The following is a 26,217-nucleotide window of genomic DNA, read 5'->3' as shown; positions in this document are numbered from 1 at the left end:
AATGATGATCGGGAACGGATGGGCGGGCATTGCGTGGCTAAGCCTCGGCATTCACTCGAAATCCGGTCACTCTCGCGTCGGTAGCCAACCCGGCGCTCCAAAGCAGAGACGCCTTATGTACGCAGTTGTTGACGTTAAAGACAAACAGTTCAAGGTCCAGGAGGGCGACACCTTGTATGTCCCCTACCATTCGGACGCGACCGCCGGCCAGGAGTTGACCCTGGATCGGGTGCTTCTCGTGTCCGACGGCGATGGGGATGTCACCCTCGGGACGCCAACCGTTGAGGACGCCACCGCCACCGCCCGCGTGCTGGAGCACGTAAAGGGCGATAAGGTCATCGTGTTCAAGAAGAAACGGCGCAAACGGTATCGCGTTAAGCGGGGACACCGACAGCAGTACACCCAGATTGAAATCGAGTCCCTGAACGCAAACGGCCCCGCGTCCTCCGACGACGAAGAGGCTGCCGAAACGTCGGACGCGGAGCCCGATGAGGACCCGGAGGCCGAACCGGCCGAGGCGTAACCCTTCTCCCCTTGCATCCCTTTGTTGAACCAACCCCCACGAGGTTGTTATGGCACACAAAAAAGCCATGGGGTCAACGGAAAACACCCGTGACTCCAATCCCAGCTATCTTGGCGTAAAGTCGTACGGTGGCGAGCACGTGCACGCGGGCAGCATCATCGTCCGCCAGCGCGGCACCAAGTTCCACCCCGGCCACAATGTGGGCCGCGGCAGCGACGATACGCTTTTCGCGAAGGACCACGGCGTCGTCAAGTTCGCCCGGAGTGGCGGCGACCGCAAGTACGTTCACGTGGTTCCGGAGGAGGCGTAGGCCCTCTTCTCCCATTCTGCCCCGCAAGAAGCTCCTCTCGCCCCGGTGCGGCAGGGGCTTTTTGCATATGTGGCTCCTTTGCGTCTAGTGCTCTCGCCCTATCATGTCGACTCCGCCCATTCCCTCCGCGTACCGCTTCCCGGACAAGCCCGACGCGGTGGAATTTCGGTCCTTTACTCACGGCCTGCAGCCCGAGCGGGTGCCCCACATGATGGAGCAGTTTACGGAGGACTGGCGCCAGCGTGGGGTGGACGCCTGGAACGAGGTCCCCAACCACTGGCGCCCCGACGCGGACGAGACGGTTGGCTGGTGGACCCTGCCGACCTACCTCGGCGACGAATTCGTCGCTCCCCTGCTGGGCGCGCCCCCGGAAACCTGCATTCTGCAGCCGAGCGTGCACTGGACGGTCCAGTGCCTCCTCTCCAGTCCCGAGGTGGCCGCCCGCGGGACCGAAGTGGTCGTTCCCGAGACCGCCTTTCCCTCCGTTCTGCACAGCGTGCAGCGGTGGAGTGACCTCCGCGACCTCACCCCACACGTCGTTGCTCCCACCGGCGACCACCGCGTCGACCGCTCGGCTCTGCTCGACGCCATCGGCCCCGACACCGCCCTCGTGGCCCTCAGCCACGTCGGGTTCACGACCGGGGCCTGCCTCCCGGATTCGTTTCTGCAATCGGTCGCGGAGCGTGCCCGTCGCCACGACGCGCTGTTCCTGCTGGACGGCTACCACGCCGCCGCCACCCGCCCAATCGACGTGACGCAGCTCGGCTGTGACCTCTACGTCGGGGGCCTGCTGAAGGAGGCGTCCGGCTCGGCCGGAAACACGTTTCTGTACCTGCGGGACGGACTGGAGCTTGCCCCGCGGCTCACCGGCTGGTTCGGGAACGCGGCGCCCTTCGAGTTTCGAACCGAGCCGAGCCCACACCCCGACGTGCGCCGTCGGTTTTTGGGCGGGACGACCCCCGTGGCCCCCATGTATCACGCCGTCGAGGGCGTTCGGCTGCTGCTCGACGTGGGGCTGGAGGCCGTCCGTGACCACTCGCTTGCGCTGACCGACCGTGCCATCGAGCGGGCCGACGCCCTCGACATCCCGCTGCGCTCCCCTCGCGCCCCCAGCGAGCGGAGCGCGATGGTGCTTTTGGAAGTGTCGGAGGCCGAGCGCCTCGCGGCCCACCTCAAGCAGCAGCACGTCTACACCGACAGTCGTCGCAACGAGGTTCTCCGCATGGCCCCGTTCGTCTGGAACACACGAGAGGAGGTTGACCATGCCTTCAACCTAATCGGCGACGCCCTCGACACGGGCGCCTACCGCTCCCGCTCCGTAGACGCGGCCGGCCCCGTCACGTAGGGTCCGGCTGCATCTCCGCCCCCACCGCCGCGTCGCCCGTTGTGCCAGTGCGGGGATCAATGCGAAAGAACGAGACCAGGGCGCGGAAGAGCTCGCCGTGCTGGCGGGCCATCGGGGCCGGCTGCTCGAAGAAATGCTCCACCGCCACGGCAAAGAACTCCGAGGGGGCCTCCGCCCCGTACGGCCGCAGCAAGGACCGCCCCTGCCGGATCCGTCGCATCTCCTCCCGCACCAGCGCCTGCCAGTCGGGGACCGACCCCGGATCGACGAGGGAGGGCACCCCGTCCGCCCCCTCGTTGTCAAAGTCGAAGAGGTGGGCCAGCTCGTGAAGGACCACGTTGTTTCCATCGCCCGGGTGCTCCCAGCTGCGCCGCACCGCGGCAACCGTGAGAATGACGGGGCCCTGCTGATGGGCCATGCCGTCGTAGCGGGCCGTGATGTTTCCGTGGTAGGTCTCGTCGAACCGATCCGGGTAGAACAGCACCGATCGGCTCCCCGGGAGCTCCCAGGCGGGCCGCCCGTGCAGCAGCGTGGCGATGCCCGCGGCGACGCTGAGCCGCAGCGCATCGGTCACCGTCACCCCCTGGACCCCTTCGAAGGAATACTCGTCGAGGACAAACTGCACATCGCGCCCAAACCGGGCCCGGCCCGCCGCGTCCAGTTTTTGGTAGAGGGGAACTCGGTCGCGAAGCCATCGGCCGTGCTCGGGGACGAGGTCCGCCTGGGCCACCCGCCAGCGCCGCCAGGGACGACGGAGCCCCACCGCCAGCACCACGATCGCCGGGAGGAGGCCCAGCGCAGGCCCCACCGGGGTGGCCTCGTGCCCGACCACCGCCCCTCCACCGCCGAGGAGCAGGGCCAGAAGCCCCGTCGTGAGTATGGAGGAGCGTCGGACGATGCGCATGGGGCAAGAAGAGCGCTTGCGGGCAGTGAGCGCCCGTTGAGGCATCGGCGTATGCGAAGAATTGTTGCAACGCACAGCACCAGTTGGTGTGCCTGCGACCCGCAGGCCGCCCCTCGTTCTTTGCCGTGGCCATCCGGTCCACAACGCGAACAATCTGTTACGGAGCAAGGTACAGTGCAGGAGTCTCCGGTCTCCTGATCAAAACCGCCTCGCGGAACACTTCTTCCTCACCAACCTCCTCACGTCTCCATGGGCGCGATGAACACGCTCCGGCAGAACACCGGAGTGATTCTCTGGATTCTCGTTCTTTCATTCGGGATTATCTGGACCCTCCAGGACTCCGATGTCTTTTCGGCCATGAACCAGACAAACCGGAACGTGGCCACGGTCAACGGCAATCCGATTCAGAATGAGGATTACCAGCGCATCCTGAAACGTCAGCGCCAGCGGTTTCAACAACAGATGGGCGGCGACATGAACCCCCAGATGGAGAGCCGCGTGCGGGAGCGGGCCTACAACCAGGTCGTCAACCAGGAGCTCCTGCAGCAGGAAATGAAGCGGTTGGGGATTTCGGTGACCGATTCGGAAGTGGAGGCAATGGTGTTCGGCGAGAACCCACACCCCGTCATCCGCCGTCAGTTCGCGGACTCGACCGGGCAAATCAACTATCAGTTGCTGCAAAACATGGCCTCCAACCCCGAGGCCCGCACCCAGTGGATCAAGCTTGAGGAGTTCCTCCGGCGGCAGCGGCGACAGCAGAAAATGAGCTCCCTCGTCCAATCGACGATCCAGGTATCGGAGGCGGACATCAAAGACTACTACCGCCGCCAGAATTCGTCTGCCTCGGCCCAGTACGTCGCCCTTCGCTACGCTCGTGTCTCGGACGACTCGATCACGGTCACCGAGTCGGACCTCCGTGACTACTACGACAACAACCGCGAAGCGTACAAGCGCGAAAAGACGGTCACCCTGCAGTACGCGACGACCTCCAAGGAGGCCACGGCGGAGGACTCCTCCGGGATTGCCGGCGATCTGGCCGGCCTGCGGGCAGACTTCGCCACGACCGAAAACGACTCCCTCTTTCTCCTCAACAACGCGTCGGACCAGGACTTTTCGAGCGCGTACCGCACCCCGGACCAGATGAATGCCCGCGTCGCCGACTCGGTGTACGCGTCCCCCGAGCCCGGACGGATCGTCGGCCCTGTCTTCGGGGGCGGCCAGGCCCACCTCCTCAAGGTTCGGGACACGCGCCCCGCCGAGAACGACTTCCTCCACGCCCGCCACATCCTGTTGAAGACCGACCAGGCAGACTCCGAGGTGGCCGGTCGATTGCGGGCAATTCGGGACAGCCTCGAGGCGGGGGCCGCTTCCTTTGCGGAAATGGCCCGCCGGTACTCCGACGACGGCTCGGCGTCGGACGGGGGCGACCTCGGCTGGTTTGCCCGCGGCAGCATGGTGGACGCCTTTGAGGACGCCGCATTTGGGGCCGAGCCCGGGACGCTCGTCGGCCCCGTCCGGTCCGAATTTGGCTACCACCTCATTCGGGTCGAGGCCCGTGCCTCCCAAGCCGTTCAGGTGGCTGACCTGGCCTACAACTTGAGCCCAAGCCGGGCGACCCTCTCCGACAAGGAGAGCCAGCTGGGCGATCTCGCCTACTTCGCCGAGGAGGAGGGCGCCTTCGAAGAAGAGGCGCAGCGCCTGGGCCTGTCGGTGCAGGAGGTTCAGGTGGAAACCGACCAGTCCTCCGTTCCCGGCATCGGCCAGAGTGCCGCCCTCTCTCAGTTCCTGGAGTCCGCCTCCAACGGCACGATCAGCGACGTCATCGAGCTGAGCGACAAGTTCGTGGTCGCCGAGGTAACGAACGTCACCCCGGAGGGCTACCGCTCGTTCAGCGAGGTCAAGTCGCAGATCCGGCCGCAGGTGGAGCTTCAGAAGAAGCGCGCGGTGCAGACGCGGCGCATGGAACGGGCCCTGGCCCAGAACACCTTCGAGGCCCTGCCGGAGGCCCTCGGCACGGAGCTCCGCACGCAGTCGGACCTCACCTACTCCACCAGCACCGTCCCCGGGCTCGGCCAGGAGCCGCAGTTCGTCGGCACCGTCTTTGGGCTCGACGAGGGCGAAACCTCCGGGGTGGTGGCGGGCAACAACGCGGCCTTCATCGTAAAGACCACCCAGAAAACCACGCCGCCCCCGCTGACGGATCAGAAGCGCAAGCAACTGCGCCAGCGGCTGCTCAAGCAACGCCGCCAGCAGGTGTCGTCCAATTGGATCGCCGCCTTGAAGGAGGACGCCACAATCAAAGACAACCGCAGCCAGCTGCGGTAGGCACTGCGCAGTACGCCGGGGAGCGGAGTGGCTACCGCTCGTCTCTCGGGCGCTCGACGCGTCCGTCAAACACCGATACGGCCGGGCCCTGAAGATACAAGGTTCCCCCTTCGGCCCGGCCCACGGCGAGCTTACCGCCCGGCGTACGCACCCGCAGGGTCGTCTCGGGATCGGCTCCCGTGAGGCGGCCGGCGGTCTCCGCCGCGGCCAGCACCCCGGTGCCACAGGACGGCGTCTCGGCCTCCACGCCCTTTTCGTAGGTGCGGAGTCGGAGGCCGTCCTCGCCTCCTAGCTCCACGAAGTTGACGTTGGCCCCGGCGGGGGCCAGGCTGGGATCGCGACGAAGACGGCGTCCCCACTTCTGAACCGGCACGGCATCGAGGTCGTCGACCACGGCCACAAGGTGCTCGGTGCCCGCGTGGGCGAAGCAGAGGCGCCGAACGGCCTGGGGCACCGATCGGTCAAGCGCCACGTCCGCACGGACCTCCGTGATGTCCGGCACGAAGAGGCGCACCCCCGACGGATTGTTTTCCGGCGCCGTGGTGGCCCGGTACAGTCCCGCGTCGGTGTCGAACGCCAGCGGATCGTTCTGAAATCCGGCCCGTCGGGCGAACCGAAAGAGGCATCGTGCGCCGTTTCCACACATGGTCGCGCGTGATCCGTCGGCATTCACGTAGTGCATGCGGTAGTCGGCCGCCGACGTCTTCGGGGCGTCGAGGGCCAGAAGCCCGTCCGCCCCCACTCCGTAGCGGCGCGGGCACCAGGCGGCCGCACAGGCCGACAGCTCGTCCGGACTGAGCTGAGCGGATCGGTTGTCGAGGACGACAAAGTCGTTCCCCGTCCCCTGCATCTTGGTAAACGAAACCATTCGGCTGCGCGTCTCGATCATACGTAGCTCGTGACCTCCGATTTTCCCTCGGCACGATTGGGGCTGCCCCCCGTAAGCCCCCGTAAACGTACTCGTACTCTGCGCTCATCAGGCCCCGAATCCCGTTGCCCGAAAAACAACTGAGCATTGACGGTGCCGATCCGCTTCTGCTGTTCGGCTTCAACGACATTCACCTCCGAAAGATCGAGGATGCATTCCCGGACACCCAGATCACGGCCCGGGGCTCGGAGATTCACCTCGAAGGCGAGCCGGAGGCGCTGGAAAAGGTCGAGCGGGTCTTCAGCGAGATGATGACCCTTCTCGAGCGCAACGAGCACCTCACCGAGGAGGACGTCGACACGGTTTTGGCCCTGTTCGATTCGAACGACACGAGCGCCTCGGCCCCAGCGACGGATCCCGGCCCGCGCGACCTGATCCTCACCACCCCCGACGGGGAGATCATCAAGCCCCGCTCCGCCAACCAGGAGCGCCTCGTCCAGTCGGCCGCGGCCAACGATGTGGTGTTCGCCATCGGGCCCGCCGGCACCGGGAAGACGTACGTGGCCGTGGCGCTGGCCGTCGCCGCCCTCAACAACCACGAGGTGGACAAGATTGTCCTCTCCCGCCCCGCTGTGGAGGCCGGGGAAGAGCTCGGGTTTTTGCCGGGCGACTTCTACGAAAAGGTGGCGCCGTACCTCCGCCCTCTCTACGACGCCCTCGGGGAGATGATGCCCCGCGACGAGCTGGCCGAGTCCCTGGAGCAGGACCGGGTGGAGGTGGTCCCCCTCGCCTACATGCGGGGCCGGACGCTCAAGTCCTCGTTCGTCATTCTCGACGAGGCACAGAATGCCACCACGAGTCAGATGAAGATGTTTCTGACCCGGCTTGGCCCCCACAGCCGGGCCGTCGTGACGGGCGACATTACGCAGACCGACCTGCAAGACCGAAACGCCAGCGGCCTGATTCAGGTGCAGCACATCCTCAAGGGCATCGACGGGATTGAGTTCGTGTACCTGGAGCGCGAGGACGTGGCCCGCCACCGCCTGGTGCGCGACATCATCGCCGCCTATGAGGAGCACGACGAGTGAAGCATGAGGCGGGAGGGGCTTTCGAGCCCATATCGTGGGCCAAAATCACGTGTCACCAGTCCTCCGTCACGGGAGGACCGGAAACGTCCCTGCGTTTCGCTACGAGACGCTGGTCACTCATAGTTGAAAAATCCCTCCCCGGTCTTCCGACCCAACTGACCGGCCGTCACCTTGCGGCGGAGGAGCGGACACGGGCGGTACTTGTCGTCCCCGAGCTCGTCGTGGAGCACCTCCAGGATGTGCAGGCACACGTCCAGCCCGATAAAGTCCGCCAGCGTGAGGGGGCCCATCGGGTGGTTCATCCCCAGCTCCATGACAGTATCGATGTCTTCGGGCTCGGCCACGCCCTCCATGACGCAAAAGACGGCTTCGTTGATCATGGGCATGAGGATGCGGTTCGACACGAAGCCCGGGTAGTCCTCCACCTCCACGGGGTTCTTCTCAAGGTCGTCCGCAACGCCGGCTACCGTCTCGAATGTATCGTCGCTCGTGCGCTGTCCCCGCACCACCTCCACGAGCGTCATAACCGGCACGGGGTTGAAGAAGTGCATCCCGATGACCTGGTCGGGCCGCTCGGTCTGGTCGGCAATCCAGGTGATCGAGATCGACGACGTGTTGGAGGCAAGAATCGCGTCGGCAGGGGCGTGCGCGTCCAGTGTCCCGAAGACCTCCGACTTGACCTCTTGCGCCTCCGGCACGGCCTCGACGACCAGATCGGCGGACGCTACGCCCTCCGGGGTGTTGGACGTGAAGGCGAGGCGGTCGAGGGCCGCGGCCTTGTCCGCCGGCGTGATCACGTCGTTGTCGACCTGGCGCGATAGATTCCCCTCGATCGTCGACCGGGCGTCGTCGAGGAGCGACTCGTCGAGGTCAATGAGGGTGGCGTCGTAGCCGTGAAGGGCGAAGACGTGGGCAATGCCGTTGCCCATCGTGCCGGCCCCCACGACCGCGGTGGTATGCACGGACATGCTGAGGCGAGGGATTTGTGAGTGATTCAGTGCGCGGGGGTAATCTAGGCCTGCAGCCCCACTGTGTCGAGCCCGTCGGGACGAATTTCAGGTGGGAATCCGACCGTTCCGCAGGTTCGCAGCGACAGCCGCGGTCTTCCTGCAAAGCGAGCGGAACGCTTGAATTGCAATAACGGATATTGACGGCTTCAAAAAATGAGGACCTTGGGGGTCAAAGGAGAACCGGGCACTACCGGGGGGCGAGTGGGCCGGCCCGACGCGGGGTCCTACGAGTAGTTCATCATGACTGCGGCCCCTCGGCAATGAGGACGTCTTCCATGCCGTCCGGCGCGAGGTTTTCGTCCGTTTCCTTCGCGACGTCGAGGGTTCGTGTCTTCGTCACGTCGTTGTTCTCGTCGACGTGCACCACGCGTGGGTGATGCTCGCGGGCCTCAGAAGGGGTAAGTTCGGCGTACGCGATCACGATGACTTCGTCTCCCGGGGCCGCCAGCCGGGCCGCCGGGCCGTTTAGACACACTGTGCGCTCCCCCGCCTCCCCCGGAATCGTGTAGGTTTCGAGCCGACTGCCATTGTTCACGTTCACCACCTGCACCTTCTCGTAGGGCAGCAGACCGGCGGCGTCCAACAGCTCCTCGTCGATGGTAATCGACCCCTCATAATACAGGTCGGCCTCGGTGACGCGAAGCCGGTGGAGCTTTGCCCTGAGCATCGAAAGGTCCATGGGGGAGAAGGGAATTGCACAAGAAGCATGGCGCCCGGCCCCTACGCCTGAGCCGGCGGCACCTGCACGAAGGTGTTGTCGATAAGACGCGTCTCGCCAAAGAAAACCGCTACGGCGGCCAGCACCTCCTGCCCGGGCACGAGGTGGTCGACGGGCTGAAGGGTGTGGGCGTCCACGACCTCCGCGTACTGCACATCCGCGTCGGGGGCCGCCGCGAGTTCATTTTCCATCGCTCCAACAACACCTTCCGCCGCCTGTTCCCCCCCTTCGATCGCCTCTTCGGCGGCGGTGACGGCCGCGTACAGCACCGTCGCCTGCTCCCGCTCTTCGGGGTCGAGGTACTCGTTCCGGGACGACTGCGCGAGGCCGTCGGGCTCCCGCACGGTCGGCACGCCCACAATTTCAATGTCGAAGAGCAGGTCTTCCACGAGGCGCTGGAGGATGACGTACTGCTGGGCGTCCTTGCGGCCGAAGACCGCCACGTCGGGCTTGCAGGCGTGGAAGAGCTTAGTCACGACGGTGGTGACCCCCCGAAAGTGCCCCTCGCGGTACGCGCCACAGAGATGCTCGTCGAGCCGCTCCACGTCGACCCACGCGAGAGGGCCGGGCAGGGCCTCGTCGTCGGCATAGGGATACATCTCTTCAACCGACGGCGCAAACATTGCGTCCACGTCGAGCGCCTCCAGCGTCTCCCGGTCGCCCTCCAGATCGCGCGGGTAGTCGTCGTAGTCTTCGCCCGGCCCAAACTGAGTGGGATTCACAAAGACAGAGACGGTCACATGGTCGGCCTCGTTCAAGGCCCGGCGCACGAGCGCCAGGTGTCCCTCGTGCAGGGCCCCCAAGGTCGGCACGAGGGCGAGCGTTTGTCCCTCGGCCCGGGCCGCGTCGGCCTGGGCCTGCATGGCGTCAACGGTGCGAAGCAGTTCCATCGGCGGGCGCGTCGGATCGATGTACGAGACTGCAAACAGATGCCGCACGGGGCTACGGAGCCACGCCCATCTAGTTCGTGCCCCACGGTGTGGCCACCAGGAGCGTCTTCCCCTACACGGAGCCCCTCCCCCTGTACGCCCTTCACGCCTTCCGGTCTAACGCACGGCACCCTCGGCCGTGCCCCAACTGATCGACGTTGTTCACGAGGCGCGCAACAACGCGTGGGATCTTCCCTCCCCCTGGCGGCACTCGACGCCGAGGTGCAGGCCTGTGCAATCGAGACCAGAGGCAAAGAAACGGCCCGGCGCACAGCACACATTCTCCGGGCGGCCCGGGGATTGTCTCCGTCCTTCTGGGGGAGCGGCTGTGGGAGACCGAGTCTCAGCGGGCCTCTCGACCCTGTCCCGCACGCGCCCGATGGTGTAGAACAGGCCCGCACGCCGCGAGGGTTGGCGTGGAGGCCCGGCGAAAATCGCCGGGGCAGTGGCAGGCCCACGTGCCTGTTCTCGGGGAAGCAAACGCCGGTACCGGGGGTGGGACTCGAACCCACACGGGCCACAAGGCCCAACGGATTTTCGTACCACTCCAATTTTCATTGGTGGGGCGTGGTCTGGACTTTCTCTTCACCGTATCCGGCCGGACGTAGGTGCTGCCCGTCAAGTCTCTGCACCTTCCCAAAGTCGGGCTTGGCTCAGGATTACCAGTCAAAAGGCTTCCCTGACTTTGAGCAGATCTACGTGAGGCGTTTCCGCCCCAGCACTCATTTGTCTAAGTCCGTTGCGTCTACCAATTCCGCCACCCCGGCAATTTGGAGCTTCTAGTATAAGCACTCGACGGGATCTGGTTCGCGCCCTCCGGTACGGCCCGCCCGCGGCTCCCGCCCAACACGTTCGGGCGCTCAGTCGCGCCGACTCAGCGACAAAATAACGGATGGGCCAGGCCCTGTGCCCAAGGAGGAATGTCTCGCGGCAGTGAGCGCATCGGCGAGCCGGGCCCCGTGGCCGCACGCCCCCAAGGATCCGGCCCCGCGCGGAGGACAGACGCCCAACCAGGCCCCGGCACCTTACGATACCGTCACGTCCCGGCCGTTACGTCATTTTTTCAGATCAATTTGATAGAGCGTCGATAGTATCGCTGTTCCAAAAGGCAACTTATGTCAATGTGCCCTGCCCCAGCCTCACAGCCCAGCCCGATGCCGAAACGCGGTGATGGAGTCCTCAGCGACCAGTCGAAAACAGTCTCTCAGGCCGGGGCGGCCTCTGCGGATCCATCGCTGACCGAACAGGCTGTCGAGGCGTTTGGCGTCGTCCAGCGGCGCGTGGACCGGGACGTGAGCCCCGAGCGCCTCCGCGGGTTCTTGCAGGTGAAGACGGTCACCCCGGACACCATCCTCGGCCTTCTGGCCGACTACGGCCGCGCTCGCGGATTGGTGATGAAGCCTCAGTCCCTGTCGCCCTCCGATGTGCTGAAGGAAGCAGCCCCCGGCGATGTGGTACTCATGTCGGACCGGAGTCTGGGGGTGGTTGAGGAGACCCGCGCCAGCGTCCTGTCCGTCCGCAGCTTTGGGCAGGACGAGGTGCAACGCGTGGGCCCAGACGCCCTGGCTGGGCCCGACGGAACGGTGTCTTTTCTCCACATCGAAGGGGAAACGCCTCATTTTCTCGACAGCGAACGGCAGTCCTCGTCGGGCTCGGGCATCCGGTCGGCGGAATACATCCACGACCCGCACGACCACCGCGAGAACATCCAGGAGACCTTCGCCAGTCTCCTCAGCCTACTCAGCGACGAGGGCAAGGACCTCGTCACGGTGGCGGTCTACGCCGCCATGGTGGCCATCTTTTCGCTCACGGTGCCCCTCGCGTCGCAGGGCATCATCGACTCGGTGTCGCTGGGGACGTTCACCAATCAGATCGTGGTGCTGTGTGTCGCAATCACCGTGGGGCTCCTGCTGTACGGGGGCTTCGACATCCTGAAATACTACACGGTGGACATGCTGCAGCGTCGCCTCTTTGCCTCCACCTCCATGGAGATGGCCTACCGGCTGCCTCTCATGAAACGGTCGGAACTGGAAGGGGAGTACGGCCCGGCCCTGGTCAACCGGTTCTTCGACGTGGTCTCGATGCAGAAGAGCCTGTCGAAAATTCTCCTCGACGGGATGGTGTACGCGCTCATCGCGCTGGTGAGCCTCATTCTACTCACGGTCTACAGTTCGTTTTTCCTGATTGTCGGCCTGATGGCCGTCCTGTTCACCCCGGTGCTCATCTGGGGCCTGGGACGACGCGGCCTGCGGACGAGCATCGAACAGTCGAGCTTCAAGTACGCCACCGCCCACTGGTTGGAAGACCTCGCCCGGTGCCAGCAAAGCTTCAAGCTGAACGGGTCGCCGTCGTACGTGCACGCCCGCACCGACCGGCTGGCCTCCGACTACGTTCGGGCGCGCGGCAACCACTTCCGCATTTTTGGGCGTCAGCTCGCGGCCGCGGCGGCCTTCCGGGCCATCATCGTCGGGCTCGCCCTCGGAATCGGCGGGTACCTAGTCACGCAGGGCGACATCACGCTCGGCCAGTTCGTCGCCGCGGAGCTCCTGATCGTGTACCTCACCAACAACGGCTTCAACCTGGTACAGCTGTTCGCGTCCGGCTACGACCTGCTGACGGCAATCAGCAAGATCCTGCACGTGACCGAGAAGCCCTTGGAGGAGGTCGGCGGGGAGGAGGTGCCCTCCGGCTCCGGCCCCGCCCCGCTTAGGGTGCGCAACGTGACCATCGGGTACGAGGACGCCTCGCCGGCACTCAGTGGCGTTTCGTTCGACGTCGCGCCGGGCGACCACCTGTGCATCGTCGGGGACAGCGGGGCCGGAAAGACGACCCTCACGCAGGCCCTCGTGCGGATGCACACCCCCGATCAGGGACAGATCACGTTCGACGGACACGACATCGCCCGCCTCGACCCGCAGGCGTACCGGAGCGTCGTGGGCCTAGCCCTGTCCAACGACGAGCTGTTTAAGGGCACGGTGGAGGAGAACATCACCATGGGCCGCTCGCTGAGCTACGCCGACGTGGAGCAGGCCCTCCACCTGGCCTGCCTCGAAGACGCCATCCTGGAACTTCCCGACGGACTACAGACCCCCATCACGTCCGCGGGCCTCGGGCTGCCGCAGGGCATGGTCCGGCGCATCATGATCGCGCGGGCAGTGATCGGGGAGCCCCGACTGCTAATTCTAGACGAGCCGTTCAACGGCATCGAGGACCCGGTGAAGCAGACCCTTGCCGACCGCCTGTACGGGCACGACGCGTGGACCATCGTCTCCGCGGCCGACGACAACCCGACGGCCGTGCGCCGGGCCGATCAGGTGCTCGTGCTGGAGCAGGGCGAAATCGTGTGGCGGGGCGCAGCGGATCAGTTGAACGGCGAGTCCGACGACTTCCTGCGCCGCCACTTTCCGCGCCTCGTCTCGGCGGTACAGGGAGACGGGGTCCCGTCCTAGCCGGCGCGCCCTGGTGTTTCCCGCCTCCTCGTGGCCCGATTGGGCGCCCCCCCATCGTTCATCTGTTTTTCTCGGCCCACACGTTTGCCCGACATGAGCGCTGACCGGCCCGATTCGGACTCCTCCGCCCCCGACGCACGCCCCCCTTCCCAGGAGCGGCAATGGCTGCAGCCGACGGCGGAGATGGACGCGCCCACGGATCTGGGACGCACGAGTGCCCTCCAGGCCGCACAGTCCCCTGCAATCACGCGCTCGATTCTCGTCGTCTCGGCACTTTTTCTCGTCGTCCTGGGCGTGGCGCTGGCGTTCGTCCCGTGGCGCCAGACGGTCTCCGGCAGCGGTGAGGTTACGGCCTACGCCCCGGAGGCCCGCCCCCGGACCGTCGAATCCCGAATCTCGGCCCGCGTCGCCGACTGGCACGTCGTCGAGGGGGACGAGGTGGCAAAGGGCGACACCGTCGCGGTCCTGGAGGATCTGGGCTCCTCCTACCTGGACGACCAGTTTGCGGATCGGGTGGCCGCCCAACGGACCAATACGCTCAACGGGCTGCGCCTGGAGGTAGAGCGGGCCCGCCAGAAGCTTGCCCAGGCCCGCCAGAAACGCCGGTCCGCCGACGAGAAGGTCAGCAACGCCACCCTGGGCGTCTCGACGGCCCGCACCCGGCTGGCCCGCATCGAGGACCTGCAGGACGACGGCATCTCGTCCGTCCGGGACCTGGAGACCGCCCGCCTCAAATTCCAAAAGGCACGGACCGACTCGGTCGCCGCCGCCGCGGACCTGGCCGCGGCGCGCCGGGCGGTCGAGTCGGCCCGCCTCAACGTGGAGCGCAAGGAGCAGAAGCTGGAGGCCAAGCAGGCGGCGCTCAGCCGCAAGGTCGGCAATGCCCGCGAACGCGCATCCAATGCCATCGTGCGCGCCCCCATCAGCGGAACGGTGTCCAGCATCAACCGCGTGGGACCGGGCCAGATCGTGAAGAAGGGGACCACGCTCGCGACAGTGGCCCCTAAGACGGACGACCGGGCCGCGGAGCTCTTCGTGAGCAGCATCGGCGCCTCCCTCATTGAACCGGGCCGGCAGGTCCAGCTCCAATTTTCCGGATTTCCCGCCCTCCAGTTTTCGGGGCTCCCCGACGCCTCCACCGGCACCTTCACGGGAACGGTTCGCTTCATCGACCCCGTCGGGGACGGCTCCGGCCGCTTCCGAATGCTGGTCGTGCCGGATACGTCCGACACCACCAGCTGGCCCAGTCCCGAATACCTTCGCCAGGGCGCGCCGGCGAAGGGCTCCGTGCTACTGTCCAGCGTGTCGCTCGGGTACGAAATTTGGCGCCGCATGAACGGCCTTCCCCCCCAGCTCTCTACGCAACAGGGCACGGCCCCGGCGAAGTAGCCGACCGGGAGTGCCGCGACGATTCAACACGTCTCACCCCCCGATACGGATGACCGCCCGCGTTTTTGTCGTTATCCTCGCAGTCGCCCTGATGGGGACGGCGGCCCAGGCACAAGAGTTTGGGACGCCGGAGCGAAGCGGCGCCCCGAATGCCGCTATCCCCTGCTCGTCGTCGGACGACTGCCCGGTGCTCACCCTGGATGACGTTCGTCGCCGGGTGCTGGCGACCAGTCCGTCCGCCCGGGCCAACCGATTGGAGGACGACCGGGCTGCGGCCCGGGTCCTAAACGCCCGAGGCGGCTTCGAACCGGCACTCGTATCCGGATACGAGTACAAGACGCAGGATGATGCGGACAAGCTGAACGTCCTGCGGAGTGGGGTCAGCTGGCCCCTGAATCTGCCGGCGAGCCCCACCCTCAAGTTCGACTATCGCCGTGGGCTCGGCTCCAGCATCGACCCGTCGGTGAAGACCTCCCGGGTGGGGGAAACGCGCTTGGGCCTCTCGTTCGCGCCGCTCGGGGGGTTCCGGACCGACAAGTCCCGCGCCGCGCTCGATAAGGCCCGGCTGGCGCCCCGTCGGGCCGACGCCCTGCAGGCCAGAAAACGAAATCGGTTGCTGCTGAAGGCTTCTCGGGCCTTCTGGGACTGGGTAAAGGCCCGGCAGACCCTGGAGGTGAGCCGCGGGCTCCTCCGGTTGGCGGAGCGGCGCCAGGCCCTGGTCACGAAAAAGGCGCGGGCCGGCCAAATTCCGGCGGTCGACAGCGTCGATGCGGCCCGGACGACCGCCAGCCGACAGGCGACGCTGGAGAAAGCGCGACGGACCGCCCGCGAGAAGCGCATCAAGCTCGCCACGTTTCTGTGGGAGGAAGACGGCTCCCCCGCGACGTTCCGCTACGCGCCCCCGGACCTGGACATGCCCGCCCCTGTAGATACCACCCGACGGGCGGATGCCGTGGAGACCGCCCTCGCGCGCCGCCCTATGCTGCGGGTGATGGATCTCAAGCGCCAGAAGACTGAGATCGAGCAGCGGCTGGCGCAGGAGCAGCTCCGCCCCAAGGTTAAACTTGAGGCCCAGGCCGTGTCGTACACGGACAGTCCGCTGAACATTTCGGACGTCAAGGTGGGCTTCGAGGTCGACCAGCCGTTCTTTTCCCGGAGCCGCCGCAGCGAGGTGGAGAAAACCGAAATTGCGCTGCGCGACCTCAAACTAAAACAAGACATCGCTAGGCGAACAGTGCGGGCGGACGTGAAGTCCGCCCTCGCCGCCCTGTCCCAGGCCCACCGCCGGGCCCAATCGGCCCAGCGCAACGAGCGGCTCGCTGAACAACTTCGGCGACTGGAGCAGCGGCGCTTCGAGCAAGGACAGGGCACGCTGTTCGTGCTCAACAAGCGGGAGCAGTCCCTGGCGAAGGCCCGAAAGCAGTTCATCGCCGCCCAAATTAGCACCTTGAAGGCCCACGCGACCTTTCAGTGGGCCACGGGCACCATTGCCGACCCGTACGTCGACGGCGGACGTCGCACCGGGTCGGATTCCCCAAGAGAGTAGCTTCTTTCTGCCTCACTCCCGGAAGCGCATCCGTCGACCACGAACGGAGGGCCCTCACACAACCGACGCAAGGACTTTCTCCCTGACACAACCAATGCCATGACGCTGGCCTTTGTCAGTCTCGTCGCCATCACACTCGGAATTGTGCTCGTCTTCGGCCTCGGCTTCGGGGCCATGTACGTCCTGTGGACGCTGCTTCAGCCCCCCGAGACCCCGGACGACTCCGAAGAGGGTTGAGACGACGGGGGGCTCGTGCTCGTGTGGGGACCCGGTAAGGACGTTCGGCGCAACCGCGACCCGGAGGGCCGATCCCGGCGCGGTCCATCCCTCGGCGTGCCCGCTGTGGATGCGCGGCGTCACGGGGCATCGCATCAGGTTTCGTCGCCGGAGCCCCCGTCGGTGGCGTTGCAGAGGACGGCAGGGTCGCGCTGGGTCTCCTGGTAGGTGATGGTCCGACCCTCCGGAAACGTGATGTCCATTGTCTCCTCGTCGATCCGGTTCACCCTCCACTCGGTTCCCTGCCGAAAACGAATTTTGTCGTTCTCATACTGGACCGAGGACGGGTACATCATGCAGTCCCCCTGCTCCCCCACACGCCACGTCTCGATCCACTGATCCTCAATGCGGAGGTAGACCGTATACTCCTCCCCATCGCGCTGAAAGTCGTGCTTCAGCGTCTGCGCCTCGACGGCGGGCGCTGCGATAAGGAGGGACAGGACGGCAAGGAAGAGGCTTCGGGGAAATCGGCTCACGGCGACGAGGTATTTGGCAGGCCGCTGGAATCAGCACACCGTCGCGCCGTGCCGATGCGAGGTCCATCCACGGCAGGACACGGCAGCACGCATCATGCAGGAGAATCCCAGTCAACCCGGATTAAAAGGAATTGGACTGACGGAAGCTCAGACGCAGTGTCATATGCGAGTACCCGAGACACGACACGTCAGCAGAATTGCTCCGGGATCATGGTAGCAAAACGTAATAGAGTCGAAAGCCTTAACCTACACCGGAAAATCCGAAAATGTAGAGTGCTTTTTAAACTTGTATACCGGTAACGTCTCCCCGCCATTTCTGAATCCGGACGGGGAAATGCGCGACCGGGTCCTGGTAACGGCCACGACACCCTCCCGTCGATATCGCAGTTCATTCCAGGCGATTCGTCCTCCTTTGCCACAGCCCACCCCCTGCATGCGTCAGACGATCCAACTGGTTACGGTGGGACTAATCGTCGTGATGTGCCTCTTTCCGCCCTACACGGCCACCCGCACGGCGTTGAATGACGAGGCCGAGGCGACAGAGGTGCGCGTCACCAAGTATCGCTACTTTGCCGCGGAGCCCCGGTGGAGCACGCCGCGGTACCGCTACGAAGGTCGCCTCGCGTCGTCCCGCCTTCTTCTCCAGATTCTTCTCGTCGCGATGCTTGGAGGGGGCGCGTACGTGATTGCGGAGGAGTGAGTCTCAAGGGCCCCTGACTGGACGCTCGTGTCCCCGCCGCGATGGGCCTTCGCCCGCGGTGCGCTGAAGGGGTCGCAGGGGGACGCGCTGCCGGTGGGTGAGGCGGGAGCAGGCCCGCACCACGATCAGGCATCGTCGGACTGAACATGAAGCTCGCGCCGGTCCGTGTCCACTTCAATGCCGGGCTCCTCAACCGACGCAAGGGCCGATTGCAGATCCAGGTCGGGCCGGGGAAGCCCCTCCACCACGAGCGTCCAAAAGTCGGCGTCGTAGCTCCGGGGGTCGATGGCCGCGGAGCCGGTCGTGATGTCCACCTGCAGGGCCAGACGGAGGGTGCCGGTCTCGGCGTCTCGGTAGGTCGTCGTGAAGAGATGCTCTTCGCTACGAGTCGTCTCGACCCGGAGGTCGTCTCCCTCCTCGGAGGTCACAAAGCTCTCGCCTACGGCAAGTTCGGTCGGCTCATCGGGCATACGGCGGCGTGGGGTTGCGGCAAGAATGATTTGGATCCAAATCTAAGCACCAGCCGGTTCGACCGAAAGGTTGCCCCGCGTTTGTCTCTCGTCCAAACCGGAACCTCCTCCCGTTTTCACCGATTCCCACCGGCCCAATTTGTCAATTTCGGATCCCCCCCGCGGCTTATGCCCCCGTCCGACTCCGCCCTTGACCCGCCTCGTCGCCGGGCGCGCGACCTTCTGCCCCGCGCCCACGTGCCGTTTTCCGACGCGCCGACGGCGGCCGTGCTCCTGTTGGACGACGGCCGCTGGGTCCCCGGGGTGCGCCTGGAGAGCGCCTCCTACTCCCTTACCATTCCGGCCCTGCTCAACGCCTACACCACGGCCGTCGCCCTCGGGCACGAGTCGTCGATCGTGGCCTTCGTCCTCTCACGCCCCTTCCGACGGGAGGAGGCCCTTTATGTCGAAGACCTGCCCCAGGGTCCCTTTGAGCCGGCCGCCGACGACGCCTGGGTTCGGGGCGCGGGCGGGAACGGTGCGCTGCCCGCCATGCAGGCCGTGCTGCCTCCGGGCCTCGACGTGTCCATCGACGGGACGGAGGACGGCCTGCAGGCGGTCCGCCGCGTGTCCCGGCGGGCCCATGTGCCGTCTTCCGGGTATCCCGTCGGGGCCATTCTCGAGACCCAAGAGGGGCCGTTCGTGCCGGGCGTCAACGTCGAGCACCCGGACTGGGCCCGGATCCTCTGCGCCGAGCGCAACGTCCTGGGCACGATGCACTCGTATGCACTCCCGTCGCCGCGTCGCCTCTACCTCACGTGCGATGAGGACCCCGAGGGCACCCCGTGCGGGGCGTGCCGGCAGCTTCTCGCGGAACTCGCGCCCGAAACGACGCTTTGGATGGATCGGCACGACGCCGCCCCTGAGCGCTCCAGTGCATCGGCCCTGCTACCGGGCTCGTTTCGGGGGCGTGCCCTGCTCGACGCCTCGTAAGCCCTCGCAGAGCGTCGACTCAGCCCGAATGCCCCCGCCACCATGCCAGGACCGCAACCGGGACGTTCCCACTCCCCATTGATCGGGCCGACGAATGCCGCTCCTCAGCGCATCGTCTCCGACACCCAACCGGTTGCGCCCCCATCCGCTCACCGGTCCTTCGGCAAAATCCCCGCCCCGGTCGGCGATCCACCCGAGTAGCCCTGCATGATCCTATACGTTTTTCTCTTCTTCGTCGGCCTGCTGCTGCTCTACCTGGGCGCCGAAGGCCTCATCCAGGGCGCCTCCAGCATCGCCCTACAGTACGGAATTCGCCCCGTCATCTTGGGCCTGACGGTGGTCGCCCTCGGAACGTCGATGCCGGAGTATCTGGTCAACGTATTTGCGTTGATCTCGGGGGAGTCCCCGCTCGCCATCGGCAACATCATCGGCTCCAACATCAGCAACGTGGCCCTCATCCTTGGGGCGTGTGCCGTGGTGTTGCCCCTCGCCGTCACGCCGGAGGTGCTGCGACGTGAGTACCCCGTCATGCTCGGCGTGATGGTCCTCTTTTACCTCTGTGCCCTCGACGGTGTGATTGGGGCCCGAGACGGCGTCTTGATGGTGGTCCTCCTCTCGGGACTCGCGGCCTACGTGTTCTACGACGCCCACCGGACCACGAGAGGCACTGTTCTGGAGAGCATGGAGGGCGAACTGGACGCCGCCGATCCTGATCTCTCAACCCTGGCCAAGGCCGTCTACGTGATTGGCGGCATGGGGGGGCTCACGCTCGGGGCCCATCTGATGGTCGACAACGCCCTTGCGATCTCGGATGTCCTGAACATCGACCACGTCGTGATCGGCCTGACGGTGGTGGCCATTGGCACCAGCCTGCCCGAGCTGGCGGCCTCCATGGTGGGGACGCTGAAGCAGGAGGTCGATATGACCGTGGGCAACGTGATTGGGAGCAACCTCTTAAACGTACTGTTCGTAGTGGGGACGCTGGCCATTGCCGAGCCCATCACGGTCGATCCGGAAACGATCCGCCTGCACTTTCCCGTGATGCTGGGCTTTTGTGCCCTGCTGGTGCCCCTGACGTGGTGGGACCAAAAAATTACTCGGGTGGAAGGGGCATTCATGGTGATTGCCTTTCTGGGGTTCATGGTGTTTCTGTATGTGTGAGTCACGTGCGTCCGCCCTCGCAGACATTCTTCCTCTGGGCTCCCTGTCTCGACCCCTGACGCGAGCGGCCCGGCCCCTCTCCCTCTTGGCTCTCACGGTCTGCCTGGGCGCGTTCTGCACCGTGCAGCTGGCTGCGGCCCGCCCCTCCGACAGCACGTCGACGGACAAATACTGGATCCTCCTTGCGGATCGTCCCTCCGAGACTGCCCCCACCAGCGGTGCGTCCGCGGCCCGACCGGTTGCGCCGGCGTTCCTAAACCGCCTCCGGTCCGTCGGCGTGCGGCCCCTCGTCCGGAGTCGCTGGCTCCACGCCGTTTCTGCGCGGCTTGCCCCTGACACCCGCGCCACAGTGGCGGCGCTGCCCTTCGTTCGGGGCACACGCCCGGTGGCCTCGCTTCGTCCCCTCGGTCCATTCTCCGAACCGACCGACCCGTCCCCCCCCGCGTTGGGGGCGGCGGCCGGGCCCTTGTCTCGTATCAACGCCCGGTCTCCGTTGGCCCGGGGCCTGAACGGACGTGGGGTGGACGTGGGCTTCCTGGACGCAAACTACGCCGGCCTTCGTCATCCCGTGTTTTCACACCTGCGGGCCAACGATCGGCTCGGGGGGCTGCGAAACATGACGACCGGACGGCAAGGGGGCACTCATGGGGCCGGCGTCGTGTCCGTGGCCGCCGGCTACGAGCCCGGCTCGCTCGTGGGGCCGGCCTACGGGGCCAACATCTGGGGGGCAACGACGGAATTTACCCAGTACGAGCGCAACGTGGAGGAGGACAACTTCGTGGCGGGCCTGGAGTGGCTCACCCGCCGCGGGGTGGACGTGGTCAACGCCTCGATCGGGTACACCCGCTTCGACGACGGCCAACGCAGCTACGGGCCCGACGACCTGGACGGGGACACGGCCCTCACCACCCGAGCGGTCGACCAGGCCGCCCGGCGCGGCGTGACGGTGGTGGTGAGTGCCGGCAACAGCGGCTGCGACGCGCCCGACAACTGCTGGTTCTACGTCAACACGCCCGCCGATGCCGACTCGGCCATTGCGGTGGGCGCCGTCGCCCCCGACTCGTCGGTGGCGTCCTTCAGTGCCCGTGGCCCCACGGCGGACGGTCGCCGCAAGCCGGACGTGGTCGTACAGGGGGAGAAGGTGCCCGCCGCCTGGAAGAACGACCAGTACGCCCGGGTTAGTGGCACCTCCTTTGCCAGCCCGCAGGTAACCGGCATTGTCGCCCAGATGCTGCAGGTAAACCCTGCGCTGGGCCCAATCGACGTCCGGCGGCTCCTGCGACAGACGGCCTCGCAGGCCCACGCCCCCGACACCACCCGCGGCTGGGGCATCGTGGACGCCGAGGCGGCCGTGCGATACGCCGAATGGCAGGCGCGCCGGACGGCGTCACCCGCCCTCCACGTATCGGCGCCGTACACGGCCCTGGACGCCCCGTCCCTCATCGTTCCGGTCTCCGCTCCGCCCCACACGACGCGCCTTCGGGTCACCCTCCACACCGCGCTCGGGCACAGGGTGCGCCGCGTCGAACGGGCGGGACACCCCGGCCCCAACCGGCTTCCAGTCGACGTGAACGGCCTTCCGCCCGGCCTGTACCGGTACGTAGTCACGACGGACCGGGGCCACCACGCCACGGGGCGCGTCACACTCTCCAAGTAACCTCTCCGCGGCATGGCGTTCTCGTTCGGGTACTCCCCCTGGCTGCTTCTCCTCTGCGTGGCCGTGGCGGGGGGGCTTACGTACTGGACCTACCGCGCGACCGTCCCTTCGCTCAGTGCAGGGTGGCGCCTGCTCCTGGGCGGTCTTCGCTTTCTCGCCCTCGCCCTCATCTGCTTCCTGCTGTTCGAGCCGGTCCTGCAACAGTTTCGGTCGACCGAGCGTCCCCCGGTCCTGGCCGTCCTCGTGGACGACAGCCAGAGCATGCAGGTGGTGACGGCCGAGGACACCTCCGCCGCCCGCCCCAACGCGGCTCGAACCTCCGTTCGACCCGTCCTCGATGCGCTCCAAGACGAGGCGATGCCGGGAACGGCACGCTTCTTCCGCGTTGGGGAGGCGTCGCGGGCCCTCTCCGGGGGGATTATCGACTCGCTCCGCTTCGACGGCGCGCGCACCGACCTTGCAAGCGGCCTCCAGGCGGCCCCTGAGGAGCTGCGGGACGAGAACCTGGGCGGCATCGTGCTCGTCTCCGACGGCCAGTACAACACGGGGCAAAACCCTCTGCGCGTGGCCGACCGGTCTCCGGTTCCGGTGCACACCGTTACCGTTGGCGACACCGCCCGACAGCGCGACCTCCGCGTTCAGGACGTCTCGACGAACGACCGGGCCTACCTCAACTCGTCGGTGCCCGTCCGCGTCACCCTCAGCGTCACGGAGGGGCCCGGCCAGCCGGTGCCCGTCACCCTCGAACAGTCCGGCCGCACGCTCGACCAACGCCCGGTGCGTCTCCCGGATGGCACCGGCGAGGTGTCGGTGGATCTGACCTTCGAGCCCGAGCAGGCCGGCCTCCAGCAGGTGACCGTACGGGTCCCCGAACTCGCCGGCGAAGTGACGACCCGCAACAACGCGCAGTCGACATCGCTACGGGTTCTCGAAAGCAAGCGGCAGGTGCTCCTCCTCGGCGCGGCGCCCGCTCCCGACGTGAGCGCCCTCCGTCGCGTTTACGAGCGAACCGCCGACACGGAGGTCACGGCCCGCATCCCGACCCCCGACGGGACGTTTCTGGAGGGCCCCCTTCCGGACGACTTGTCGGCCTTCGACGTGGTCGTCCTCGCCGGCTTTCCGAGCCCCTCCGTGCCCGACGACGTCGTGCAGCGCGTCGCCACGCTCGTCAACGACGGCACCCCGGCCCTCTTCTTTCTCGACCGCCAGACGGACCTGGCCGCCTGGACCGAGCACTTCGAGGCGTCGTTGCCCGCCCGTCCGGACGCGTCGACCTCATCGTTTGCGGAGGCCTCCTTCCGGATTGTGGAGAGTGCCCGGCAGCACCCCGTCTTTCGCATTGAGGGCGCCGAAGGGGCGTTGTTCGAGCGGCTCCCGCCCCTCCAGGTGCCCGCGTCCGCGTGGACACCCACGCCAGACGCTCAGGTGCTCGGGACCGCCGCCACGACGTCCGCCGCCCCCCTCCTGGTTCTCCGACGCCGCGCGGGCCTGCGGACCGCCGCGTTTCTCGGGAGTGGGGTGTGGCGGTGGGCCCTTCTGCCGTCGGAGCTTCGGGCGGCCGATCCGCTCTGGCCCGGCCTTGCTTCCAACCTGCTTCGGTGGGCCGGCACCGAGGCGGACGACTCGCCGGTGCGCGTCCGTCCCACTGCTTCCACCTTCGGGGGCACGGACGCCGTCTCCTTTACCGGTCAGGTGTACGACCAGAGCCGGCAGCCGGTGTCGGACGCCACGGTGAAGGTGACGGTTACGGATTCCACCGGCACCGAGTACCCCTACACCATGGACCCGACCGGGCAAGGCCGGTACACGCTCGATGTCGGGACGCTGCCGGAGGGCACGTACCAGTACGAGGCGCAGGCCCAGCTCGGCGAGACCGATTTGGGCACGGACCGGGGCGAGTTCTCCGTCGCCCCCCTCCGAATCGAGTACCAGTCGCCCCGAGCCGACGCCGTGCTCATGCGCCAACTGGCGAGCCGAGCGGGCGGGACGGCCTACACGCCCGAGACGATTGACCGGTTGCCGGCAGAGCTGGCCGGCCAGGCCTCCTTTTCCAGCGACGTCGTCCAGCGGTCCTCGGAGGCCGAGCTGTGGCGCACGTCGCTCTTCCTGATCGCCATTCTTGCCCTTCTGGCCAGCGAATGGACGCTTCGAAAATTCCTCGGACTCACGTGACAACCGGCATCCGCCGAATCTCTTGGGGGACCGACGCGTAGCTTCACTATAGCTCTTCTGTATTTACAGAACGGGCAGGTCGTCGGCGTCGCACACGAGTCTTCCAGTCCCGAATGCTCTCCTCCGTCTCCCCCGTTGATCGCTCTCACCTCCCCGATCCGGTCGCCAACATGGCCGACGAAGCCCAGTCCCTTGCGCAGGTGCTGGTGGGCGTGCGCCGATACCTTCACCGGCATCCGGAGGTGGGAATGGAGGAGCACAACACGTCCCGTTTCATTCGGGAGACCCTGGAAGGATACGGACTCGACGTCTACGGGCCGATCGCCGGCACTGGGCTGTACGTCGATATCGAAGGAAGCGCCCCCGGTGGGGCTGTGGGCTACCGGGCCGACATCGACGCCCTGCCCACGCAGGACCAGAAGCAGGTCCCCTACCGCTCACAGACCCCCAATGTCGCCCACCTCTGTGGGCACGACGCCCACACAGCCATCGCCATCGGGGTCGCCCTGGTGCTCCACAACAACCGTGACCAACTGCAGGGGCGGGCCCGCGTCTTTTTTCAGCCCAACGAGGAGGGCCTCCCCAGCGGCGCCCCCCTCATGATTCGGGGGGGCGTCCTGGAGGGGCTCGACGCCGTGTACGCGGTGCACGTCGACCCGACCCTGGAGGTGGGCCGCTACGGCCTCATCACCGGCCCCGCAACGGCCTCGTCCGACCGGTTCGAGGTGCGCATTCGGCAGGAAGGAACCGGCCACTCGGCCCGGCCCCACGAGGGCGCCGACACCGTGTGGATCGCCTCGCAGCTGATGAACCAGTTTTACCAGCTGTCCGGACGCATCACCGACCCCCGCACCCCGAGCGTCCTGACCGTCACCATGCTCGACGGCAGTGAGGCCCACAACGTGATCCCCGAGCAGGCCGCCCTCGGCGGCACCCTGCGGACCGTATCGCCGGACGACCGCGAGACAATCCGCACCCACATGCGCGAGATTGCCAACCGGATGGAGTCCCTCCACAAGGCACACGTGGAGTTGGACTTCGAGGACGGATCCCCTCCTGTGATCAACGACGAGGCCGCCATCGCGAACGTGGAAGCCACCATCCGGGATACATTCGGGGAGGAGGCGATCCACCAGATCTCGGAGTCAAGCATGGGCGGAGAAGACTTTGCCCACTACCTGAAGCACGTCTCCGGCGGCTTCGTTCGGGTCGGCACGGCGTCCGGGCCGGAAACCAGCTACCCCCTTCATCACCACCGGTTCGACCTCGACGAGACGCCCCTCGCCCCGACCTCACGCCTGATGGCGCGGGTGCTTCTGAACCACCTCGACCGGGCGGGCCCGGAGACTCCCTCTACCAGTCCCAACCTCACGTCGACGGACAACGGAACCCCCGAAGCAACCCACTGACGCCGCAGGACGCGTGCGCCTGTCATGGGCGGCTCGTCCGGCCCGATCCCCAAATTCCCGTGTCCTGACGGCTGGGACGCAAGACAGCACCCTCGTTCGTCATCACGACCGGACGTGCGGATTTTCGACCACACGGCGGCCATGGCCGTTGGTCCACGCTTCCCTGATAGGTCCCCTCCGACTCTGTGGACGGGCCCCTCACATGGACCCCACGTCAGCAGTACGTCGAGGTCAAATGTAGGGGTGGGGCCCCTCTTCCATTCGAAGGCCTTCTCTAGGACTTGACCAAGCCCGACGCTTTTGTTATTTTTTATTCAAATGTTTCAATGGAAAGCCCTCCGTCTCTTGCTCGGACCTCCACGGATCCATGCGTTCACTTCTGTGGGGCAGCATTCTCCTCTTGGGGCTTGGGGGGGCCCTCTCCCCCCGCCCCGGCACCGCACAACCGGAACCCGGAGCCGTGGTCATCAACGAGGTCCTCTACGCCCCGTCGCCCTCGACAAATGGGTAGCGGATAGAT

At 66.4% G+C, this 26,217-nt stretch carries 23 protein-coding genes; 16 read left to right on the top strand and 7 right to left on the bottom strand.

Annotated elements, in window-relative coordinates; translation table 11 throughout:
* Positions 1–115 precede the first annotated feature (115 nt).
* The 3 genes from rplU to SRU_RS07510 all read left to right on the top strand — a co-directional run bounded on the left by rplU (position 116) and on the right by SRU_RS07510 (position 2,178).
* Positions 116–523 carry a 50S ribosomal protein L21 gene (gene rplU / locus SRU_RS07520; RefSeq protein WP_237702044.1) on the top strand — a complete coding sequence of 136 codons (408 nt, stop codon included), beginning with the start codon at positions 116–118 and terminating at the stop codon, positions 521–523.
* A gap of 49 nt (positions 524–572) precedes the next feature.
* The gene (rpmA, locus tag SRU_RS07515) at positions 573–833 is read left to right on the top strand and encodes a 50S ribosomal protein L27 (protein ID WP_011404169.1); all 261 of its coding nucleotides are present in this window, start codon (positions 573–575) and stop codon (positions 831–833) included.
* Between the two features lie 103 nt (positions 834–936).
* Positions 937–2,178 (top strand): aminotransferase class V-fold PLP-dependent enzyme, encoded by a 1,242-nt coding sequence (locus SRU_RS07510; protein ID WP_011404168.1) that lies wholly within the window; start codon positions 937–939, stop codon positions 2,176–2,178.
* Here the strand turns inward: SRU_RS07510 and SRU_RS07505 are convergent.
* Positions 2,171–3,082: a M90 family metallopeptidase gene (locus SRU_RS07505; protein ID WP_237702043.1), complete on the bottom strand. Its 912-nt coding sequence runs from the start codon at positions 3,080–3,082 to the stop codon at positions 2,171–2,173. The genes SRU_RS07510 and SRU_RS07505 overlap by 8 nt on opposite strands.
* 249 nt (positions 3,083–3,331) lie before the next feature.
* Between SRU_RS07505 and SRU_RS07500 the strand changes: the two genes are divergently transcribed.
* Positions 3,332–5,407, top strand: a complete 2,076-nt coding sequence (locus SRU_RS07500; protein WP_011404166.1) for a peptidylprolyl isomerase — start codon at positions 3,332–3,334, stop codon at positions 5,405–5,407.
* 31 nt (positions 5,408–5,438) lie between these two features.
* Here the strand turns inward: SRU_RS07500 and dapF are convergent, their stop codons facing one another.
* Positions 5,439–6,275, bottom strand: a complete 837-nt coding sequence (gene dapF, locus SRU_RS07495) for a diaminopimelate epimerase (protein WP_237702042.1) — start codon at positions 6,273–6,275, stop codon at positions 5,439–5,441.
* A 125-nt stretch (positions 6,276–6,400) separates the two neighbouring features.
* On the opposite strand from dapF, the gene SRU_RS07490 reads away from it, so the two are divergent.
* Positions 6,401–7,363 (top strand): PhoH family protein, encoded by a 963-nt coding sequence (locus tag SRU_RS07490; protein WP_011404164.1) that lies wholly within the window; start codon positions 6,401–6,403, stop codon positions 7,361–7,363.
* 113 nt (positions 7,364–7,476) lie between these two features.
* On the opposite strand, the gene SRU_RS07485 is transcribed toward SRU_RS07490, so the two are convergent.
* From SRU_RS07485 to panC, 3 genes are all read right to left on the bottom strand, one after another.
* The gene (locus tag SRU_RS07485) at positions 7,477–8,331 is read right to left on the bottom strand and encodes a 3-hydroxyacyl-CoA dehydrogenase family protein (RefSeq protein ID WP_011404163.1); all 855 of its coding nucleotides are present in this window, start codon (positions 8,329–8,331) and stop codon (positions 7,477–7,479) included.
* Positions 8,332–8,611: 280 nt separating this feature from the next.
* A complete protein-coding gene (gene panD, locus SRU_RS07480) occupies positions 8,612–9,052 on the bottom strand; it encodes an aspartate 1-decarboxylase (RefSeq protein WP_011404162.1) in 441 nt (146 codons plus the stop codon).
* 41 nt (positions 9,053–9,093) lie between these two features.
* Complete coding sequence (gene panC / locus SRU_RS07475) at positions 9,094–9,981, bottom strand: pantoate--beta-alanine ligase (RefSeq protein WP_011404161.1); 888 nt, start codon at positions 9,979–9,981, stop codon at positions 9,094–9,096.
* A gap of 1,193 nt (positions 9,982–11,174) precedes the next feature.
* Here panC and SRU_RS07470 point away from each other — a divergent pair.
* The 4 genes from SRU_RS07470 to SRU_RS07455 all read left to right on the top strand — a co-directional run bounded on the left by SRU_RS07470 (position 11,175) and on the right by SRU_RS07455 (position 16,641).
* Positions 11,175–13,469, top strand: a complete 2,295-nt coding sequence (locus SRU_RS07470) for a peptidase domain-containing ABC transporter (protein ID WP_118828882.1) — start codon at positions 11,175–11,177, stop codon at positions 13,467–13,469.
* A gap of 93 nt (positions 13,470–13,562) precedes the next feature.
* Complete coding sequence (locus SRU_RS07465; protein ID WP_112903959.1) at positions 13,563–14,858, top strand: HlyD family secretion protein; 1,296 nt, start codon at positions 13,563–13,565, stop codon at positions 14,856–14,858.
* 49 nt (positions 14,859–14,907) lie between these two features.
* Positions 14,908–16,404, top strand: coding sequence for a TolC family protein (locus SRU_RS07460; protein WP_011404157.1), 1,497 nt, complete (start codon positions 14,908–14,910; stop codon positions 16,402–16,404).
* A 99-nt stretch (positions 16,405–16,503) separates the two neighbouring features.
* Positions 16,504–16,641 carry a hypothetical protein gene (locus tag SRU_RS07455; RefSeq protein ID WP_011404156.1) on the top strand — a complete coding sequence of 46 codons (138 nt, stop codon included), beginning with the start codon at positions 16,504–16,506 and terminating at the stop codon, positions 16,639–16,641.
* A 134-nt stretch (positions 16,642–16,775) separates the two neighbouring features.
* Here SRU_RS07455 and SRU_RS07450 read toward each other — a convergent pair whose 3' ends face one another.
* The gene (locus SRU_RS07450; protein WP_011404155.1) at positions 16,776–17,156 is read right to left on the bottom strand and encodes a hypothetical protein; all 381 of its coding nucleotides are present in this window, start codon (positions 17,154–17,156) and stop codon (positions 16,776–16,778) included.
* A 433-nt stretch (positions 17,157–17,589) separates the two neighbouring features.
* On the opposite strand from SRU_RS07450, the gene SRU_RS15485 reads away from it, so the two are divergent.
* A complete protein-coding gene (locus SRU_RS15485; RefSeq protein WP_237702041.1) occupies positions 17,590–17,856 on the top strand; it encodes a hypothetical protein in 267 nt (88 codons plus the stop codon).
* A gap of 125 nt (positions 17,857–17,981) precedes the next feature.
* Here SRU_RS15485 and SRU_RS07440 read toward each other — a convergent pair whose 3' ends face one another.
* A complete protein-coding gene (locus SRU_RS07440) occupies positions 17,982–18,326 on the bottom strand; it encodes a hypothetical protein (RefSeq protein ID WP_162713314.1) in 345 nt (114 codons plus the stop codon).
* 168 nt (positions 18,327–18,494) lie between these two features.
* On the opposite strand from SRU_RS07440, the gene SRU_RS07435 reads away from it, so the two are divergent.
* The 6 genes from SRU_RS07435 to SRU_RS07410 all read left to right on the top strand — a co-directional run bounded on the left by SRU_RS07435 (position 18,495) and on the right by SRU_RS07410 (position 26,208).
* The gene (locus SRU_RS07435) at positions 18,495–19,298 is read left to right on the top strand and encodes a cytidine deaminase (RefSeq protein WP_237702040.1); all 804 of its coding nucleotides are present in this window, start codon (positions 18,495–18,497) and stop codon (positions 19,296–19,298) included.
* 207 nt (positions 19,299–19,505) lie between these two features.
* Positions 19,506–20,459, top strand: a complete 954-nt coding sequence (locus SRU_RS07430) for a calcium/sodium antiporter (protein ID WP_011404152.1) — start codon at positions 19,506–19,508, stop codon at positions 20,457–20,459.
* A 121-nt stretch (positions 20,460–20,580) separates the two neighbouring features.
* The gene (locus SRU_RS07425; RefSeq protein ID WP_237702039.1) at positions 20,581–22,116 is read left to right on the top strand and encodes a S8 family serine peptidase; all 1,536 of its coding nucleotides are present in this window, start codon (positions 20,581–20,583) and stop codon (positions 22,114–22,116) included.
* 12 nt (positions 22,117–22,128) lie between these two features.
* Entirely contained in the window at positions 22,129–24,288 is a 2,160-nt protein-coding gene (locus SRU_RS07420; RefSeq protein WP_011404150.1) for a hypothetical protein, read from the top strand.
* A gap of 170 nt (positions 24,289–24,458) precedes the next feature.
* Positions 24,459–25,697, top strand: coding sequence for a M20 family metallopeptidase (locus SRU_RS07415; protein WP_011404149.1), 1,239 nt, complete (start codon positions 24,459–24,461; stop codon positions 25,695–25,697).
* A gap of 367 nt (positions 25,698–26,064) precedes the next feature.
* Complete coding sequence (locus tag SRU_RS07410; RefSeq protein ID WP_162892280.1) at positions 26,065–26,208, top strand: hypothetical protein; 144 nt, start codon at positions 26,065–26,067, stop codon at positions 26,206–26,208.
* Positions 26,209–26,217 lie beyond the last annotated feature (9 nt).

The sequence above is a fragment of the Salinibacter ruber DSM 13855 genome (assembly GCF_000013045.1).
In the GTDB taxonomy this organism is placed as follows: Bacteria; Bacteroidota; Rhodothermia; order Rhodothermales; family Salinibacteraceae; genus Salinibacter; species Salinibacter ruber.
The sequence above is the reverse complement of the archived record's forward strand: the minus strand, read 5'-3'. Positions and strand labels throughout refer to the sequence as shown.

Excerpts from the sequence above, each read along its gene's own strand:
- rplU (WP_237702044.1), top strand. The coding sequence starts at position 116 with ATGTACGCAGTTGTTGACGTTAAAGACAAACAGTTCAAGGTCCAGGAG.
- rpmA (WP_011404169.1), top strand. The coding sequence starts at position 573 with ATGGCACACAAAAAAGCCATGGGGTCAACGGAAAACACCCGTGACTCC.
- SRU_RS07510 (WP_011404168.1), top strand. The coding sequence starts at position 937 with ATGTCGACTCCGCCCATTCCCTCCGCGTACCGCTTCCCGGACAAGCCC.
- SRU_RS07505 (WP_237702043.1), bottom strand. The coding sequence starts at position 3,082 with ATGCGCATCGTCCGACGCTCCTCCATACTCACGACGGGGCTTCTGGCC.
- SRU_RS07500 (WP_011404166.1), top strand. The coding sequence starts at position 3,332 with ATGGGCGCGATGAACACGCTCCGGCAGAACACCGGAGTGATTCTCTGG.
- dapF (WP_237702042.1), bottom strand. The coding sequence starts at position 6,275 with ATGGTTTCGTTTACCAAGATGCAGGGGACGGGGAACGACTTTGTCGTC.
- SRU_RS07485 (WP_011404163.1), bottom strand. The coding sequence starts at position 8,331 with ATGTCCGTGCATACCACCGCGGTCGTGGGGGCCGGCACGATGGGCAAC.
- panD (WP_011404162.1), bottom strand. The coding sequence starts at position 9,052 with ATGGACCTTTCGATGCTCAGGGCAAAGCTCCACCGGCTTCGCGTCACC.
- panC (WP_011404161.1), bottom strand. The coding sequence starts at position 9,981 with ATGGAACTGCTTCGCACCGTTGACGCCATGCAGGCCCAGGCCGACGCG.
- SRU_RS07470 (WP_118828882.1), top strand. The coding sequence starts at position 11,175 with ATGCCGAAACGCGGTGATGGAGTCCTCAGCGACCAGTCGAAAACAGTC.
- SRU_RS07465 (WP_112903959.1), top strand. The coding sequence starts at position 13,563 with ATGAGCGCTGACCGGCCCGATTCGGACTCCTCCGCCCCCGACGCACGC.
- SRU_RS07460 (WP_011404157.1), top strand. The coding sequence starts at position 14,908 with ATGACCGCCCGCGTTTTTGTCGTTATCCTCGCAGTCGCCCTGATGGGG.
- SRU_RS07455 (WP_011404156.1), top strand. The coding sequence starts at position 16,504 with ATGACGCTGGCCTTTGTCAGTCTCGTCGCCATCACACTCGGAATTGTG.
- SRU_RS15485 (WP_237702041.1), top strand. The coding sequence starts at position 17,590 with ATGCGTCAGACGATCCAACTGGTTACGGTGGGACTAATCGTCGTGATG.
- SRU_RS07440 (WP_162713314.1), bottom strand. The coding sequence starts at position 18,326 with ATGCCCGATGAGCCGACCGAACTTGCCGTAGGCGAGAGCTTTGTGACC.
- SRU_RS07435 (WP_237702040.1), top strand. The coding sequence starts at position 18,495 with ATGCCCCCGTCCGACTCCGCCCTTGACCCGCCTCGTCGCCGGGCGCGC.
- SRU_RS07430 (WP_011404152.1), top strand. The coding sequence starts at position 19,506 with ATGATCCTATACGTTTTTCTCTTCTTCGTCGGCCTGCTGCTGCTCTAC.
- SRU_RS07420 (WP_011404150.1), top strand. The coding sequence starts at position 22,129 with ATGGCGTTCTCGTTCGGGTACTCCCCCTGGCTGCTTCTCCTCTGCGTG.
- SRU_RS07415 (WP_011404149.1), top strand. The coding sequence starts at position 24,459 with ATGGCCGACGAAGCCCAGTCCCTTGCGCAGGTGCTGGTGGGCGTGCGC.
- SRU_RS07410 (WP_162892280.1), top strand. The coding sequence starts at position 26,065 with ATGCGTTCACTTCTGTGGGGCAGCATTCTCCTCTTGGGGCTTGGGGGG.